This is a genomic window from Streptomyces sp. NPDC030245 (assembly GCF_055572995.1).
Genome location: NZ_JBVICF010000003.1, coordinates 206,707 through 221,503, shown reverse-complemented (window position 1 = coordinate 221,503; position 14,797 = coordinate 206,707). Strand labels below are relative to the sequence as shown.

Annotated in this window: 16 protein-coding genes; 1 reads left to right on the top strand and 15 read right to left on the bottom strand. The window is 73.6% G+C overall.

Features of this window, described 5'->3' with window-relative positions:
* Positions 1–5 precede the first annotated feature (5 nt).
* The 3 genes from ACZ4Z4_RS09550 to ACZ4Z4_RS09540 form a co-directional block, all read right to left on the bottom strand.
* Entirely contained in the window at positions 6–1,376 is a 1,371-nt protein-coding gene (locus ACZ4Z4_RS09550; protein WP_468324584.1) for a methylaspartate mutase, read from the bottom strand.
* The gene (locus ACZ4Z4_RS09545; RefSeq protein ID WP_468324582.1) at positions 1,373–1,888 is read right to left on the bottom strand and encodes a cobalamin B12-binding domain-containing protein; all 516 of its coding nucleotides are present in this window, start codon (positions 1,886–1,888) and stop codon (positions 1,373–1,375) included. The genes ACZ4Z4_RS09550 and ACZ4Z4_RS09545 overlap by 4 nt, the downstream gene beginning before the upstream one ends.
* A gap of 82 nt (positions 1,889–1,970) precedes the next feature.
* Positions 1,971–2,378 (bottom strand): cupin domain-containing protein, encoded by a 408-nt coding sequence (locus ACZ4Z4_RS09540; protein ID WP_468324579.1) that lies wholly within the window; start codon positions 2,376–2,378, stop codon positions 1,971–1,973.
* A gap of 222 nt (positions 2,379–2,600) precedes the next feature.
* Between ACZ4Z4_RS09540 and ACZ4Z4_RS09535 the strand changes: the two genes are divergently transcribed.
* Complete coding sequence (locus ACZ4Z4_RS09535; protein ID WP_468324577.1) at positions 2,601–3,485, top strand: LysR family transcriptional regulator; 885 nt, start codon at positions 2,601–2,603, stop codon at positions 3,483–3,485.
* A 92-nt stretch (positions 3,486–3,577) separates the two neighbouring features.
* On the opposite strand, the gene ACZ4Z4_RS09530 is transcribed toward ACZ4Z4_RS09535, so the two are convergent.
* The 12 genes from ACZ4Z4_RS09530 to ACZ4Z4_RS09475 form a co-directional block, all read right to left on the bottom strand.
* The gene (locus ACZ4Z4_RS09530; RefSeq protein WP_468324575.1) at positions 3,578–4,159 is read right to left on the bottom strand and encodes an HPP family protein; all 582 of its coding nucleotides are present in this window, start codon (positions 4,157–4,159) and stop codon (positions 3,578–3,580) included.
* Between the two features lie 69 nt (positions 4,160–4,228).
* A complete protein-coding gene (locus ACZ4Z4_RS09525; RefSeq protein ID WP_468324572.1) occupies positions 4,229–4,786 on the bottom strand; it encodes a flavin reductase family protein in 558 nt (185 codons plus the stop codon).
* Positions 4,779–6,323 (bottom strand): amino acid adenylation domain-containing protein, encoded by a 1,545-nt coding sequence (locus ACZ4Z4_RS09520; protein WP_468324571.1) that lies wholly within the window; start codon positions 6,321–6,323, stop codon positions 4,779–4,781. Before ACZ4Z4_RS09520 ends, ACZ4Z4_RS09525 begins: the two co-directional genes overlap by 8 nt.
* On the bottom strand, positions 6,320–7,330 hold the full coding sequence (locus ACZ4Z4_RS09515) for a hypothetical protein (protein WP_468324568.1): 1,011 nt from the start codon (positions 7,328–7,330) through the stop codon (positions 6,320–6,322). Before ACZ4Z4_RS09515 ends, ACZ4Z4_RS09520 begins: the two co-directional genes overlap by 4 nt.
* Positions 7,327–7,956, bottom strand: a complete 630-nt coding sequence (locus tag ACZ4Z4_RS09510; protein WP_468324567.1) for a 4'-phosphopantetheinyl transferase family protein — start codon at positions 7,954–7,956, stop codon at positions 7,327–7,329. Before ACZ4Z4_RS09510 ends, ACZ4Z4_RS09515 begins: the two co-directional genes overlap by 4 nt.
* Positions 7,953–9,092 (bottom strand): acyl-CoA dehydrogenase family protein, encoded by a 1,140-nt coding sequence (locus tag ACZ4Z4_RS09505; RefSeq protein ID WP_468324565.1) that lies wholly within the window; start codon positions 9,090–9,092, stop codon positions 7,953–7,955. Before ACZ4Z4_RS09505 ends, ACZ4Z4_RS09510 begins: the two co-directional genes overlap by 4 nt.
* Positions 9,085–10,272 (bottom strand): acyl-CoA dehydrogenase family protein, encoded by a 1,188-nt coding sequence (locus ACZ4Z4_RS09500; protein ID WP_468324562.1) that lies wholly within the window; start codon positions 10,270–10,272, stop codon positions 9,085–9,087. Before ACZ4Z4_RS09500 ends, ACZ4Z4_RS09505 begins: the two co-directional genes overlap by 8 nt.
* Positions 10,269–10,520 (bottom strand): acyl carrier protein, encoded by a 252-nt coding sequence (locus ACZ4Z4_RS09495; protein ID WP_468324559.1) that lies wholly within the window; start codon positions 10,518–10,520, stop codon positions 10,269–10,271. The genes ACZ4Z4_RS09500 and ACZ4Z4_RS09495 overlap by 4 nt, the downstream gene beginning before the upstream one ends.
* Entirely contained in the window at positions 10,520–11,824 is a 1,305-nt protein-coding gene (locus ACZ4Z4_RS09490; RefSeq protein WP_468324556.1) for a type III PLP-dependent enzyme domain-containing protein, read from the bottom strand. Before ACZ4Z4_RS09490 ends, ACZ4Z4_RS09495 begins: the two co-directional genes overlap by 1 nt.
* Positions 11,808–13,361: a class I adenylate-forming enzyme family protein gene (locus ACZ4Z4_RS09485; RefSeq protein ID WP_468324553.1), complete on the bottom strand. Its 1,554-nt coding sequence runs from the start codon at positions 13,359–13,361 to the stop codon at positions 11,808–11,810. Before ACZ4Z4_RS09485 ends, ACZ4Z4_RS09490 begins: the two co-directional genes overlap by 17 nt.
* The gene (locus ACZ4Z4_RS09480; protein ID WP_468324550.1) at positions 13,358–14,533 is read right to left on the bottom strand and encodes a hypothetical protein; all 1,176 of its coding nucleotides are present in this window, start codon (positions 14,531–14,533) and stop codon (positions 13,358–13,360) included. Before ACZ4Z4_RS09480 ends, ACZ4Z4_RS09485 begins: the two co-directional genes overlap by 4 nt.
* Positions 14,523–14,795, bottom strand: coding sequence for an acyl carrier protein (locus ACZ4Z4_RS09475; protein ID WP_468324547.1), 273 nt, complete (start codon positions 14,793–14,795; stop codon positions 14,523–14,525). Before ACZ4Z4_RS09475 ends, ACZ4Z4_RS09480 begins: the two co-directional genes overlap by 11 nt.
* Positions 14,796–14,797: the final 2 nt, after the last annotated feature.

Genomic DNA, 14,797 nt, shown 5'->3' with positions numbered 1-14,797 from the left:
TCGATTCAGTCCTTCGAGAGGGCGGTGGAGGAAGGGAGGGCGGGACCGGCCGTCGGGAGCTCCTCCAACGCGGCGTCGTCGTACCGCCGTTGCACGTAGCTGAGCATCTCCAGGAACGCGTCGGCGCGCAGTCGGCGCGCTCCGGCCGAGGCGGTCGTGGTGATCGGCATCGAGCCGACGGACTGCCATTGGAGGGTGCCGTCACCGGCTATGTAGCTGCGGGAGCGCTGGGCGTTGTCGGCGTGCAGGCAGTAGGGCACGTCCAAGTAGCCCTTGGCGAAGGCCTTGAGGAGGGCCTTCCCGATGTCCGGGTCCAGGTTCAGGACCGCGTCGACGAGGGCGCGCGCCTCGTCGTACACCGGGTTGCCGCCCGCCGGATCCGCGGCGGCGTCGATGCCCAGGGCGTCCGGCGGCAGCCGGGCGGCCGACTCCGCCGCGCGTGCCGCTTCCTGGAGTGCCTGGATGTTGTCGGCCACGGTGGGGATGCGGTGGGCCTCGGCGGGCGTCTTGACGATCATCCGCTCGGTGCCGGTCACCGCGGCGAGCACGGCGCTGTCCCGCAGCAGGGAGAGCGCTCCGGCCGGGGTGCGGGGGAACACGCCCATGTACGTGTAGAGCACGACGTGCCACTGGAGGTCGCCGAGGAGTTCGCCCGCGAGACGGCGCATGGCCCCGATCGCGTCGACGTCCTGGGCGAAGCTGGTCCCCTGCGCGTAGCTCAACGACACGCTGCGCAGGCCGTGCTGCTTGAAGAACATCCCTTCGAGCACGGAGATGGCCACCAGCAGGCCGGGCGGGCACAGCTGGCCGAGCATGCAGCCGCCGAAGCTCTCCAGGTGCGCCCCGTCGACCTGGTCCGCGAGCAGCTCGCAGCTGTCCGCCCAGGCGGTCACGGCTTCGGCGAGCGGGGTGCGGCTGTAGGGCAGGCAGTACGAGACGGGGCCGCCCTCGGTCGCGTCGAGCCCCGCGTCCAGCAGGGCCTGGACGATGCCCAGGGGCAGCGGCGAACCGTGCCGGACCTGGATGGCGAAGCCGGTGCCGCCGCCCACCCGGGCGATCATGTCGCGGGTGACGTCGGCGCCGTGCGCCACGATGGGGAAGCCGTTGAGATCGCTCCCCTCGTCGAGGGCCTTGCGCGCCGAGGCGTGGTCGCCGACCCGGGTGTAGCTGTCGAGCGTCACGGTGCCGACGGTGGTGGCGTCGGCCGCGGTCACCGCCCGCAGGCCGGTGAGCATGCCGGCCACGTCGGGGAAGCCCATGCGGGGCTGGACCACGAGCCGGCCCGCCGCCGCGGCGGCGGCCACCGCCGCCCCGAAGGGCGTGGTGGAACGCCGCCGCACGGCGACCGGGGCACCGGTCGCGAGCAACGTACTCATACGGTCTCTCCCGAAGCGACGAGAGCGGGCGCGGGTCGCGGGGCGCGGCCGATTCCCGGCCTGCCGGCTTCCGCGAGGTACCTGCGGAACGGGGCGACGCCCGCGGTGTCCTCGAAGACCGCGTCGAAGCCCGCGGCGATCAGCTCCGGACCGAGGGCGCGGTTCTCCGCGCCGCGGGTGCCGAGCTTGCCGCCGATGACGACGGGCAGCCCGCTCAGCCCGGGCTCGGCGCGGAGCCGGCCGATGAGCCGGCGGCCGTCCAGGTGGCCGTGGCCGTTGACGCTGCTGATCACCACCATGTCGGGGGCGGTACGGCGGCATTCCGCGATCAGCAGCTCATCGGGGACACAGGAGCCGAGATTGATCACTTCGTGTCCCAGCTCCTCCAGCATGAGCTGGAGGAAGACCAGATTCCACGTGTGGGAGTCCGAGGAGACGCTGGAGACCAGGACGCGCCGGCCGCCGTCTCGGACTTCGGGCGGGGCGTCGCCTGTCGGTGCGGGCGAGTGCATGAACCTCTCTCATTCGACGAGCCGTTGTTCGGTGACGGCGGCTGGGTGCGGGTCTCTCGGACGGAGGCGTCGGACGGCGGCGTCAGACGGAAGCGACCTCGCGGATCGGGCTCTGCGGCACCCGCGCCTCGGCCGGGCGCGTGCGGATGGCGAGGACGGTGCAGCCGTCGGCGCTGGACATCTGGTGCTGGGTGCCGGGGCCTTCGACGACCAGGTCGCCCTTGACGTACGAGGTGCCGTCGCTGTGGTCGAGGCGGCCGTCGAGCACCAGCATCAGCTCGTACCCGAGGTGCTCGTGGAAGTCGCCGTGGGCCGTCGGCGGGAAGCGCAGGAGCAGGCCGACCGAGTCCTCGCCGCTCTCGGCGTCCGGCGCCCACAGCACGTGGTGCTCGACGCCGGCCCGGCCGGGTTCCTGCCAGGACGTCCACTCGATGTCGGTCAGCTCGAACCCGCTGCGGAAGACGTTCTTGATGTACTCGATCTCGGACATGTGAATCCCATTTCTTTTCCGACCTGTTGGGCTTGGTCAAAAACTTATCCGGGTCGACGGGTGCCACAACGGGCCGGTGTCCGATGGGGGGCAACGGAAGAACCGCACGCCCTAAGTTGACTAAGTCATCCGGAGCGCGGTGACGCGGGCAGCCGCCGGACAGCAGAATGGGCCGATATATCAATGGCCGGAGGGGCGACCATGGAAATTACGCTGTATCAGGTGAGAACCTTCCTGGAGGTGGTGCGCACCGGCAGCATCACGCGGGCCGGACGCAATCTCGGATACTCGCAGTCGACCGCGGCGGCCCATATACGCGCGCTGGAATCACAGGTCGGCACCTCCCTTTTCCAGCGCCTCTACCACGGGGTGCGTCCCACGCCGGACGGCGAGACCTTCCACGGCTACGCGGTACGGCTGCTCGGCCTGGTCGACGAGTTGACCACGTCCCTGGCCGGCGGCCGGGAGATCAGCGGCCGGGTGTCCGTGGGCGCTTCCCCGCTCTCCGTCGACCAGGAGCTGACCCGGCTCGTCTGGGAATGCAGATACCGCTATCCGAAGCTGGAGCTCGCACCGGCGGGAATGGATTCCCAGCGCATCACGGAAGAGATATCCGCAGGACGTCTCGACATGGGCCTCATTCTTGAGCCGCAGGGCCGCGGCGCGCATGTACCGGCCGGTCTGCACGTCGAGGATCTGCGTTCCGTCGATGTGGTGGCGGTGGCCGGGCGTGAAATCCTCGGAATGCTCGAAGAAGACCGGCTGAACACCGCGCGACTGCTGCACGTGGATTCCGACGGCCAATCTCTCGAAAAATTCCGGGCGGGCATCGAAAACGCCTACACGCTGCGTACCGAGTTCATGTCGATAGCGTCCGTGCAGGGCGCGCTCGAACTCCTCCGCAACGGCCCGTGCATCGCGGTGCTGCCGCGCGAATCGGTGGGCCGGGAGCTGGAGAACGGCGAAGTCGGCGTGGTCGATGGGGTCCCCGGTGAACGCCATGTCGTGCGCATGGTCTGGAACCAGCAGACCTGGCTCCCGCCGGCTCTCGCGGCCACCCTCGAACTGGCCCGGCGGATCGGCTCACCGGCGGTCACCGTCGCCTGATCTCGCCCGAACCACCGGCCGCCCAAACACCGAATCCCGCACCGCGAGCGACGCGGTGCGGGATTCCTGGGATACGTGGACCGGTTCCTGGGTCACCACCAGTACGACGGGTAGGAGGGGGCGGCCCGGTTCAGGCCCGCCGCCATGCCGATGACGACCAGTACGGCCGCCGCCAGGGCAAGCAGCGCCAGGAAGGGCAGTACCGCGGGCTCCGTCAGGACGACGATCACCGCCGTGGCCGCGGCGGGTGAGTGCGGGGTGCGCGCCACCACCATCACGCCGAGCGCGAGGCCCCCCGCCACCGCGGCGGCGGCCATCGAGCCGCCGCCCACGGCGAGTACGACGAAACCGGTGCCCGCGGAGAGCAGTTGGCCTCCCACGACGCTGCGCGGCTGCGACAGCGGGAGCGCCGGGGCGCCGAAGATCAGCGCGGCGCTGGCGGCCAGCGGCGGCACGAGCAGCACCTGGTGCGTCCAGGCGCCGAGACCCACCAGGACCAGCAGGGCGGCCACGGCGCACAGGGTCGCGGGGATCACCCCCTTCCAAGCCGGCCTGGGAGGCGCCTTGCTGGTCAGGATCCTGACCAGCGGGCGGTCTGCTCGGGGGGACGGCTCGACGTCCCGCGTCTCGGTGGGGGTCTGGGGCTCGGTCACGGTAGGGGTTTCTGTTGCCATGCGCGCGACGCTAAATTCCGGCGGGGCGGCGACAGAAGCGGCGCCCTGTCACTTAGTCAGGTCCACCGGTCAGTCAGGTCCACCGGGCACGTCCACCGGCCGCAGCGCGCGCAGTTCGTTGCCGTAGTACACGGCCGGTTCCGCCTCGCCCGCCTGCGCCCAGGCGACCGTGCCGACCACGAGCGTGTGGTCGAACAGGGGCACCAGCTCGTGCACCTCGCACACCATCGCCGCGGTGGAGCGGCTCAGGACGGGGACCTGGCGCATGAGGTCCCAGCCGACCCCGGCGAACCGTTCGGCCGCCGTGCCGGTGGCGAACTTCCGCGTGAGCGCGCGGTCGGACCAGGGCAGCACGTTCACGGCGAAGGAGCCCGCCGCGCGGATCCGCTCCAGGGTGGCGCTCCGGCTGCCCAGGGAGACGAGGAGGCTCGGCGGTTCCAGGGAGAGTGACATGACCGCGTTGGCCGTGCAGCCCACCGGTCCTTCGGGACCGCTCGCGGTGATGACGGTGACTCCGGTGGGCAGGCGGGAGACGGCGGCGCGGTAGCCGTCCGCGGTGACCGCGGGCGAGGCGTCGTCCAGCAGGGCGAGCGGCGGGCCGCCCGGGGCCAGCGTGGGTTCAGCCATGGCGGGCCGCCAGGTTCGCGCCCAGGGCCTTGCGGTCGATCTTGCCGTTGGCGTTGAGCGGCAGCTCGGCGAAGACCGCGATGGAGCGCGGCACCATGTACGCGGGCAGCCGCGCCCGCAGCGCGCGGATCAGGTCGTCCGGGTCCAGGCCGCCACCCGTGCAGACCGCCTCAAGTACGGTCTCGCCACCGTGCCCGGCGACCGCGACGACGACGGCGTCACCCACCCCGGGCCGGGCGCGCAGCACGGCCTCGATCTCGCCGAGTTCCACGCGGTAGCCGCGCACCTTGACCTGCTGGTCGAGCCGGCCGAGGTGGACGAGACCGGTCTCGGGGCCGCCGCTGCGGACCCGGTCCCCGGTGCGGTACCAGTGCGCGTCGGTCAACGGGCCCTCGCCGTCGTAGCTCTGTGCGGCCGCCGACCCGTCCCCGGCGTACCGCACGAACCGGCCCGCGTTGTCGGCCGGATCCAGGTAGCCGGAGAACCGCTGGGCGCCGCGCACGACCAGCTCGCCCTGGTCGGCGGGCCGGCCCCGCTCGTCCAGGACGCGGTGTTCGAGCCCCGGGTAGAGCCGTCCGACGGGAACGGTGCCGTTGCCGGTGACCGGCCACGCGTCAGGGTCGCGCGGAAGCCTGAACTGCGTGCAGCTGATGGTCAGTTCGGTCGGCCCGTACAGGTTCTCCAGCGTGCTGTTCGGCGCCGCGTCGGCCCAGGCGCGGGCCTGCTGCACGGTCAGTGGTTCGCCGCAGAACAGGCTCCAGCGCAAGGAGGGCATCCGGTCGGGGCCCAGGGAGCGCATCCGGCTCGCGTAGGAGACCATCGACGGCACGGAGAACCAGTGGGTCAGTCTCTGCCGGGCGGCCCAGCGCACCGGCGCCATCAGGTCCTTGCGGTCGGGGACCACCAGGGTGCCGCCGCCGCCCCAGGCGGTGAACATGTCGAAGACCGAGAGGTCGAAGGTCAGGTCGAAGGTCTGCGAGACACGGCTGCCCGGCCGCACCTCGTACCGCTCCACGACGTGCGCGAGGTACGCGCACACCTGGCGGTGCCGGATCGGCACACCCTTCGGCCTGCCCGTCGAGCCGGAGGTGAAGAGCACGTACGCGACGCCGTCCGCCGCCGCCCGGTACCGCGGCGGCTCCGCCGTGGCAGCGGCGCCCGGCACCGTCGGGGGCACGAGGACGGGGACGGAGAGGCCGGCCGCGCTCCCCCGCTCCTCGGCGAGCACCAGGTCGAGGCGGCCCGCCGTCACCACGGCCTCGGTGCGTGCCGCCGGGAAGGCCGGGTTGAGGGGGACGACGGTGGCGCCGAGGCGCTGCACCGCCAGGTACCCGGCGTAGGCCGTCGCGCTGCGCTCGGCGAGCAGCCCGACCCGGTCGGGCACACCGCCGTGGGCCGCGACCAGCTCGGCGGCGAGGCGCTGGGCCAGTGCGTCCAGTTGTTCGTACGTCAGGCTGTCCGGGCCCACTTCGAGGGCGGGCTCGTGCGGGTGCGCGGCGACCGACGCCGCGAACCACTCGTACAGGGTCTCCTTCACTGCTGTCCTTCCAGGGGGTGCGGGGGTACCGGGGTCGGGGTCTGCACTGCGTCCGGGAGTGGTGCGAGCGCGTCGAGCAGCCTGTCGAAGGCCGCGCCCACCAGCCCCGCGCGCGGACGTCCGCGTTCGGCGGACCGGTCCGCGAAGCGCAGGGCGCGGGGCAGTTCGGCCCAGAGGGCGGTCAGTGTGTCGGCTGCCTCGCGGCTCACGGCGCCGGACTCGGCCAGCACGGCCAGGCGGTGGGCCTGGTGACAGCCCGCGGCCCACAGGTCATCGGCGTACCGGCCCGGTGCCGTCGGCTCGGCGACGAGGACATCGCGTACGTACGAGAGGACCTCGGGCAGGTCGAACAGCCAGCTCCCCTCGTCGGGCGCGGTGGCCGCCGGGTCGCGGGGGGCCGGGCCGGTGCCGTCCGCCGCGGGCTCCCGCGCCAGCCACCGGAAGCGGCCGGGAGCGGGTACCGGGACGGCGCTGCCCAGGGCGAGCCTGTCGCGCAGCGCGACCTCCGGCGCCGGGTCGGGCACGGGCGTGAGGGCCAGGGCCAGTTCGTCCCCGTCCAGATGGCCCAGGTGGGGCTCCTGCGGGCCGTGCGGTGTGAGGGCGACGAAGTGGTCGGCGACCAGCCAGCGGTCGTCGCGGTGGTCGTGCAGGAGCAACCAGTGCGGCGCGTCGGCGCGGCCGTACCCGGCCGACCACGGCAGGTACCGCGTGTTCCCGACCGCGAGAACCCTGCCGTGCAGGGCGAGTTCGCGGGCGAGCCCGGCACGGGCCGCATGCCGGTCGGCGGCGCTCCGGTAGGTGAGCGGGCCGAGGCCCGGCGCCGTGTCCACCCGGGTGTGGTGGGAGAAGGCGAGCCGGCCCGGTGGCAGTCCGGTGCGGACGGCGAGCCGTACGGAGTCCGCGAAGTGCCGTCCGGCGTCGGGCAGGTCCGCGGACAGGTAGGCGACCAGGTTCGTGGTGTAGCAGCTCAGCCTCGGGGGCGGTGCCGCGAGGGTCGTCGTCATCATCGCTCCAGGTCCGTGAAGGCACAGCTCAGGGGGATCGGAGAGCGGCGCAGGCTCACCCAGCGGTAGGGGCCCCAGCGGCCCCGGTCGCGGCCCGGTGCCACGTCGATCGTCCAGGGGCTGCCCGCGAGCCCGGTGCCCTCCGCCTTCACACAGGCCTCCTGCACGGTCCAGACGCGGGCGAACTCGGTGGACCTGTCGGGTTCGGGCAGGGCCCGCACCTGGGGGGCGTGGTCCCGCAGACATCTGCGTACCAAGGCGTCCGAAAGGCGCGCGGGCGGCACCTGGACGTCGACGCCGACGCGCCGTCCCGTGCCCACGGCGGCGGCGATGGTGCCGCCGTCGTGGGAGACGCTGATCCCGACGCCGGGGTGCCCGTCGAGGACGGGACGGCCGCGCCGGTCCTTGCGCACCGCCGCGTCGACGAGGTCGGCGCGCACCTGGTGCAGCAGGCGGCGCAGCACCGCCCGGCTCGCGGTGAACTCCGCGGCGCGCCACCGGGGCAGCCCGCGCGCCTGCCGCAGGTCGTCCTCGCTGGGCGCGGCGCCGGCGGGGAGGTCGTCCTGCGGGCCGCTGAGCACCCAGGTCCGGTCGGCCACCTCCTCGGCCCGCCAGGCGGTGGCGGTCATGCGCGCAGCCTCTCCAGGAGGGGTTCCGCGCCGTCGGCGACGCTGCCGAGCAGCAGCCCGGTGACCCCGCCGCCGATGCCGAGGACGGCGGCCTCGGCCCGGATCTGCTGCGCGCGGCCGCGCAGGAACCCGTCCGCGCCCTGGAGCTGTGCGCAGCAGGCGAGCACCTCGTCCGCAGCCAGGCCGACGGCGGACTTCAGGAGCGCCGCGGCCGCCAGGTCCTGCTCCTCGACGATGCGTCGCGCGTGCGTCTCGTACAGGGCGCGCAGGCCGGAGACCTTGACCAGGCAGGCCGCGAAGTCGCGGCGCACCACGTCGTTGTGCCACAGGGGTACGCCGTCGACGCTGCGGCCCTGGAGCACGTCGAGCGTCTGGGCGAGGACTCTGCCGGTGAGCGCGACGGCCCACTGCGCTCCGGCGAGCCGTTCGGTGCCCATGTGCCGGGCGAACGCGGCCATTCCGCGGCCCTGCCTGCCGACGATGTGGTCGGCGGGGAGGCGGACGGAGTCGAAGCGGATGTGTCCGGTGGCAGAGCCGGGCAGCAGGTCCGTCGCCGCGCTCACGACCTCGGCGCCGGGGGCGTCCGCGGGCACGAGCACCCAGGTGAAGCTGGTGAAGTGGCGGCCCGGCCGGTGCCTGGCGAGGACCAGGAAGTGTCCTGCCACGCGGGCGCCGGTGGCCCAGCGCTTTCCGCCGGTGAGGGTCAGACCGGCGCCGTCGACGCTCACTTCGGTGCCGAGTGCGGCCAGGTCCGAACCGGGGGCCGCGGCGTCCGTCGCCGCGAGGGCCACGGTCGTCTTCCCCCGCAGCGCCTCCTCGTACACCCGTGCCGCGGGCGATCCCGCGGGGGCGGAGCCCAGCAGGGGCACCGCGCTCGCCGTCTGCACCAGCACGCCGAGGGTGACGCCGTTGTCGCCGCGGGCGTCCGTGGCGGCCAGCAGCGCCCCGAGCCGTCCCGGGTCGGCGACGGGTCCGTCGCGGCCGGTGCGGCGGTAGACCCCGGCGAGGAGACCCGCGGCGCCGAGCGCACCCCACACCTTGGGGAGCGCGGCGTCCTCGGGCAGCGGCTCCAGGGCCCGCCCGGCCGCTGCCCGGAATCCGTCGGGGAAGGGCGGGCGGGTTGCGTCGTCAGACAAAGCGCACCTCCGGGTCGAGGAGGGCGAGCCTGCCGTCGGCCAGGTGCAGGCGGTCGTTGCTGTAGTTCAGGGCGGCCGAGCGCAGGTCGCGCAGCGCCTGTTCCAGGCGGGTCGGGGAGTTCTTGAGGTAGCCGTGGCGCATGCCGACCGCGGTCACCAGTTCGTCGACCGCACTGTGGCACATCTCGGCCGCGGTGATCTTGAGGGCGTTGAGCTGGAGCTGCACGCGGGGCACGCTCAGGTCCGTACTGTCCAGGACGGTCTGCTGCACCCTGATGAGCAGGGCGTGCACGGTGTCCAGGCGCTGCCGGACCTTCGAGAGCCGGGTGAGCAGCAGTTCGGAGGAGAGGTCGGTGCTGCCCCGGCCCTGCGGGGAGCGGAGCAGCTTCAGCACCCGCGAGAGCGCCCCGGCCGCGGTGCCCAGCCAGCACGCCGACCAGCCCAGGTGGGCGAGCGGTCCGAACACGGTGGCCGCGACGGTGTGGAACTGCCCGTGCTCGCCGATGACGTGGTGGGCCGGCACCGTGCCCGTCAGCAGGAGCGCTCCGCTGTGGCTGGCCCGCATGCCCAGGGGCTGCCACTCTCCGGAGGGCCGGATGTCGAGCTGTGTCCGGTCCGCGTAGACGAGGGAGACCTGGCCGGGTCCCGCGGCGCCGGGCGCGAGCATGGTGACGAGGAATCCGTCGGCGTGGCCGCCACCGGTGACGATGGGCGCGAAGCGGTCGATGACGAGATCGTCGCCTGCGGTGGTGAGCGCCGCCCGCGAGGTGAGCAGATGGCCGCCCTTCCCGGCCTCGGTGGTGACCGAGGCGAGATACACCTGGCCCGCGGCGATCCGCGGCAGGAGTTCGGCGCGCAGCCGTGCGCTGCCGTGGCGCACCACGGCCTCGGTCTGCTGGCAGTGCATCGCGAAGATCATCGCGACCGAGGTGTCGGCCCTGCCGAGCGTGATGCCCGCCTCGACGAGATCGGCGACGGTGCCGCCGAGTCCGCCGTACTCGCGGGGCACCAGCAGGCCGAGCAGCCGGGTGCGGCGCAGTTCGGCGAGTGCTTCGAGGGGGAAGGACGCGTCCTGGTCCCTGCGCGCCGCGTGCTCGGCGGCGACGGCTGCCACGGCGGCGACCCGGTCGGTCCACGGCACGTCGGCGGCGGTGGCGGCTTCGGGTGCTGTGAGGGTCACGCCGCCACGCCCTGGGCGGTCAGCGCCGCGTCGACGGCCTGCCACAGGCTGCCCGCCGTGGCGAACGTCGCGTCGTTCATGTCGTCGTCCGGGAGCGTGACTTGGAAGGTGTCCTCGATGGCGAAGAGCAGCTCGATGGCCTGCATCGAGTCGAGCCCCAGATCGCGCAGGGAGGAGTCCGCGCCGATCTCGTTGTCGCCGAGGAACTTGAGGAACGGGGTGAGCAGTTCGGTGAAACGAGCGTCCATCAGTCCATGACTCCTTGCCTGATAAGGGTGGTACGGGATATCTCGGGCGGCGTTCCCGGCCGGTCGCTGTCGACCACGGCCTCCGCGGGCAGCGGATGCCCGAGGAAGGCGACGAGGCTCGCCGACAGGCCGTAGGCGCCCACGTTGGGTACGGCGACCAGGTCGTGCGGGCGCAGCGCGGGCAGCCGCGCGGCACGCGACCAGGTGTCGAGGGGGGTGCACAGGGGGCCCGCGACGATGGCCGTCAACTCCCCTTCCGGCAGCGGTTCCTGGGCCGCGACCAGGGTCGGGTTGAGCGGCGGGAGCCGCCGCATCCCCGCCATGCCGCCCAGGTGGTTGATGCCGGATTCGAGGATCACGACGTCCTTGCCGTGCGAGCGCTTCACGTCGAGTACGGCCGTGAGCAGGGTGCCCGCGGTCCCCACGAGGTGGCGCCCGGACTCGAAGACCACCTCGGGGCCGCCGTCGCGCCAGCCGGGGATCTCCTCGTCGAACAGGGCCTCCAGGCGGGGCCGCAGGGCCCGCAGGTCGGGGGCGCGGCCGGCGCGGGCGAAGGGCGCCCCGAAGCCGCCGCCGAGGTCGAGCACCTCGCAGCGCACCCCGTGCGCGGACAGGGCGGCGTCGAGGGTCCGCGCGGTGCGCAGGGACCGGGTGAACTGCGCCTCCAGGGCGTCGACTTCGCCGAGGTTGCTGCCCATGTACAGATGCAGGCCGACGACGCGCGCATGCGGCCGGTTCGCGAACCGGGCCGGCTCGGCGAGGACCCAGCCGGCGTCGGCGCCGAACTGCGAGGCCACCCCGGTCATCGCGAGGCCCTGTCCCGGCACCGGTTCGTCGTCGTTGATCCGCAGCAGACAGCGGGCGGTGACCCCGCTCCCGCCCGCGAGACGGCTCAACTGGTCGATGGCGTGCGGCGAGTCGACGGAGAAGAACCGTACGCCGCGACCGAGCGCGTCGGTGATCTCCGCGTCACGCTTTCCGGGGCCCGTGTACAGCACCGTGTCGGCGGCCCAGCCCGCCTCCAGTGCGGCGGTGAGTTCGCCGGTGGAGCACACCTCGGGCCTGGCGCCGCCTTCGCGCAGGGTGCGCAGCAGGGCGGGGTGCGGGTTGGCCTTCAGCGAGTAGTACAGCCCGGTCCGCTCGGGCAGGGAGGCCCGCAAGCGCCGCTGGTTGCGGCGTACTTCTGCGAGGTCGTAGACGTAGGCGGGGGTCGGTACCTGCGCGAGGTCCGCCAGTGGGACGGGCAGCACGGACCCGCCCTCCTCGGTGGTGGGCCGGGGCGCGGCGTCAGTGAGCGCGGGCATGGCCGGCTCCTTCCTCCAGGGCGGCGAGCGCCTTGCGGTCGGTCTTGCCGTTGCCGGTCAGCGGCAGGGCGTCGATGACCAGGCAGTCGCGCGGAATCTTGAACTCCTCGATCTGCTCCCGCATGCGCAGCAGCACGTCGGCGCCGGTGAGGCCGCCGGTGACGTGGACGAAGAGCCGGGCGGCCCGGTCGCCCTCCGGGGCGAGCACGGCCGCGGCCTCCACTCCGGGCACCCGGCGCGCGGCCGCCTCCACCTCGGTGGCGCTCACCCGGAAGCCGTTGGTCTTGTAGATGTCGTCGCGGCGCCCGCTGAAGTACAGGAAGCCGTCCTCGTCGAGCCGGCCGTAGTCACCGGTGCGCAGCTCGGGGAAGAGGCCTTCCGCGCGGTGGAAGCGCTGCGCGGTCAGTTCGGGGCGGCGCCAGTACCCGGCCATGACGTGGGGGCCCCGTACGGTGATCTCCCCGATCTCGCCGGGCGGCAGGCGGTGGCCCGCGTCGTCGACGACGAACACCTCGGTGCCGGGCAGCGCCCGGCCGCTCGCACCCGGCCGTACGAGGTCCTCGTCGGCGGGCATGATGGTGGCGCGCTTGCACTCGGTGAGGCCGAACATCAGATGCACCCGGAGCCCGGGGACGGCCTCGCGCAGCGCGGCGAGGGCCTGCTGCGGCATCGCGGCGCCGGTGTTGGTCAGCATCCGCAGCCGGGGGGTGCGGTCCGGACCGGCCCTGCGCAGCAGCCGCGCCAGGGCGTCGGCCACGGCGGGGACGGCGGGCAGCACGGTCGCCCCGGCGCGCAGCAGGTTCGTCAGGAGCCGCGGCCCGACCTCGGCGGGCCGGCCGAGCCAGAGGTGCGCGCCGCTGCTCGTGGCGAGGAAGAGCTGGTAGAGGCCGTAGTCGAAGGACTGCGGCAGCGGGCTGTAGATCACGTCGTCCGGCCGGTAACCGAGCACCCGCTGGATCGCCCGCACCGCGAACACCGCCTGCTGATGGGTGCTGACCACGGCCTTCGGCAGCGCCGTGGTGCCGGAGGTGTAGATCAGGCAGAAGGGGTCGACCGGCAGCGGCGCGGCCGGCAGCGGACCGAGCGGTGCCTGCGGGTCGAAGGCCCGGCGGGCGACGTCGTCGGCATGGTGCGCGCGTACGCCCCGCAGCGCGGCGGCGGCCAGCGACTCGCTGTGGTCGCTCACCAGGAGCGCGGGCTCGCAGTCGCCGAGGACGTGGTCGAGGGCCGCGCCGCGCACCTGTTCGTGCAGCAGCGAGAAGGCGACACCCGCCCTGGAGGCGGCGTACACGAGGACGGACTGCAACACTCCGGGGCCGCCGGCGATGATCAGGCGCTCGCCCCTGCGCACACCCGACTCGTGGAGCCAGGCGGCGAGCCGGCGGCTGGCCGCGTCCAGCTCCGCGTAACTGACGTGCTGCTCACCGCTGGTGACGGCGGGGGCCTCGGGGTGGAGCCCGGCCGCGGTGTCGAGCAGTTCGTGCATGGTGGTGGCGCTCGGCGGGGCCGCCTGCGCGGTGGACGTCGGGAAGTTCATCGGCCCTCTCCGTCAAGGGCGAGCGCACGGGGTGCGCCGCCGTCGTTCGTTCGCTGGATGACGCGGCAGACCGCGTCGACGTGGTGCAAGTTCTCGGGGGCCAGGTCGTCGGCGGCGAACTCGATGCCCAGGTCGCTCTCCAGCCGCTCGACGATCTCCACGACCCGGAAGGAGCTGAACGACGGCACGGAGTCGAAGGCCGCGCCGGCGAGCAGGGTGGCCTCGTCGGTGCCGAGCACCCGGGCGGCCGTGGCGGCGACCGCGCGGCGCAGTCCCTCCGGCACGCCGGGGGTCCGCGGTCGCGGTGTCCGGGCGGCGGGGGCGGCCGGCCCCGCGCCGTGCCCGAAGACCACCGGGTCGGCGTGGAGGAGGGCGGCGAGCCGGTCGGTGAGGCCCTGGGGCTCCGGGCGGCCGCGCTCGACCCGGCGGTGTGCGAGGTAGGCCTGCTCGGTCAGCTTCCGCCAGGCGGTGAGATGCGCTTGCGGCGCGTCGCCGTCCGGGAGCCGCCCGGTGTGGCGGAGGTAGGCGGTGTGCAGCTCGCGGTCCCTGGTGAGCAGCCAGGTCTCCAGGGTCAGCTGCCGCAACGCTGCGTTGCGGTCGGGGTGTTGGCGGTACGCGTCGGCGTAGGCGTCCACCGTGTGCGGGTCCGCGAAGTCCGCCTCGGGCGCGGCCGCGGCGGGGGTGCCGCGCCCGGCTCCCAGCCGTACCGTGAGCGCCGGGCCGGGGACGGCGGCGGCGAACTCGCGCCGGGTCAGCGTCCACCGGCCCGGTCTGGCGATGCCCCAGGGCGTCTCGTTGTGGTAGCTGTCGCGGACGAGCACGCCGTCCGTACCGTCGTTCTCCAGCAGGAAGCTGTGCTCCATGTGGCGTTGCCGGTAGTACGGCACCCAGGGCAGGTGGAAGGCGTCGGCGACGACATAACAGCCGTCGGCGGGGGTGAGGTCCGCCGCCGAGGAGGCCGTGTACGGCTCGCCCGCCACGAGCCCGAGGCGCCGGGTGGCCTCCGCCAGCTGCGCGCGGACGCCGCGCTCCACCGTCGGCAGCCCGAGGGGCCCCGGCGCGGGCCTGAACCGCAGCGCGGCACCGAGCAGGAGATGGGTGCCGGCACCGTGCAGCCGGTCGGCGTGCGCCGCCAGGTTGACCTGGAGGCAGTCGAAGAGCTCAGCGTCCATCGCGGGCCCCGGTCAGCGCGATGTCGACGAGGTCCCGCACCGTCTCGAACCAGCGCCCGACGAGCACGTCGTCGGTGAAGTGGACCCCGAGCTCGTCCTCCAGCTCGACGAGAATGCTCAGTACCGCCAGGGAGTTGAGTTGCAGCACCTCACCGACCAGGAGCTCTTCCTCACGGACGGGGCCGGCGCCGGCGGGGAGCCGCTGGGCCAGGAGCCGTTGTACGCACGCGGCGACGGAGTCACGCGTCAGTAGGGCGCTCATCG

What these genes read in the sequence shown, in the direction of transcription:
- ACZ4Z4_RS09530 (WP_468324575.1), bottom strand. Translation starts at nt 4,159, where the DNA reads ATGGCAACAGAAACCCCTACCGTGACCGAGCCCCAGACCCCCACCGAG.
- ACZ4Z4_RS09545 (WP_468324582.1), bottom strand. Translation starts at nt 1,888, where the DNA reads ATGCACTCGCCCGCACCGACAGGCGACGCCCCGCCCGAAGTCCGAGAC.
- ACZ4Z4_RS09490 (WP_468324556.1), bottom strand. Translation starts at nt 11,824, where the DNA reads ATGCCCGCGCTCACTGACGCCGCGCCCCGGCCCACCACCGAGGAGGGC.
- ACZ4Z4_RS09510 (WP_468324567.1), bottom strand. Translation starts at nt 7,956, where the DNA reads ATGACCGCCACCGCCTGGCGGGCCGAGGAGGTGGCCGACCGGACCTGG.
- ACZ4Z4_RS09480 (WP_468324550.1), bottom strand. Translation starts at nt 14,533, where the DNA reads ATGGACGCTGAGCTCTTCGACTGCCTCCAGGTCAACCTGGCGGCGCAC.
- ACZ4Z4_RS09485 (WP_468324553.1), bottom strand. Translation starts at nt 13,361, where the DNA reads ATGAACTTCCCGACGTCCACCGCGCAGGCGGCCCCGCCGAGCGCCACC.
- ACZ4Z4_RS09495 (WP_468324559.1), bottom strand. Translation starts at nt 10,520, where the DNA reads ATGGACGCTCGTTTCACCGAACTGCTCACCCCGTTCCTCAAGTTCCTC.
- ACZ4Z4_RS09540 (WP_468324579.1), bottom strand. Translation starts at nt 2,378, where the DNA reads ATGTCCGAGATCGAGTACATCAAGAACGTCTTCCGCAGCGGGTTCGAG.
- ACZ4Z4_RS09475 (WP_468324547.1), bottom strand. Translation starts at nt 14,795, where the DNA reads ATGAGCGCCCTACTGACGCGTGACTCCGTCGCCGCGTGCGTACAACGG.
- ACZ4Z4_RS09525 (WP_468324572.1), bottom strand. Translation starts at nt 4,786, where the DNA reads ATGGCTGAACCCACGCTGGCCCCGGGCGGCCCGCCGCTCGCCCTGCTG.
- ACZ4Z4_RS09515 (WP_468324568.1), bottom strand. Translation starts at nt 7,330, where the DNA reads ATGATGACGACGACCCTCGCGGCACCGCCCCCGAGGCTGAGCTGCTAC.
- ACZ4Z4_RS09550 (WP_468324584.1), bottom strand. Translation starts at nt 1,376, where the DNA reads ATGAGTACGTTGCTCGCGACCGGTGCCCCGGTCGCCGTGCGGCGGCGT.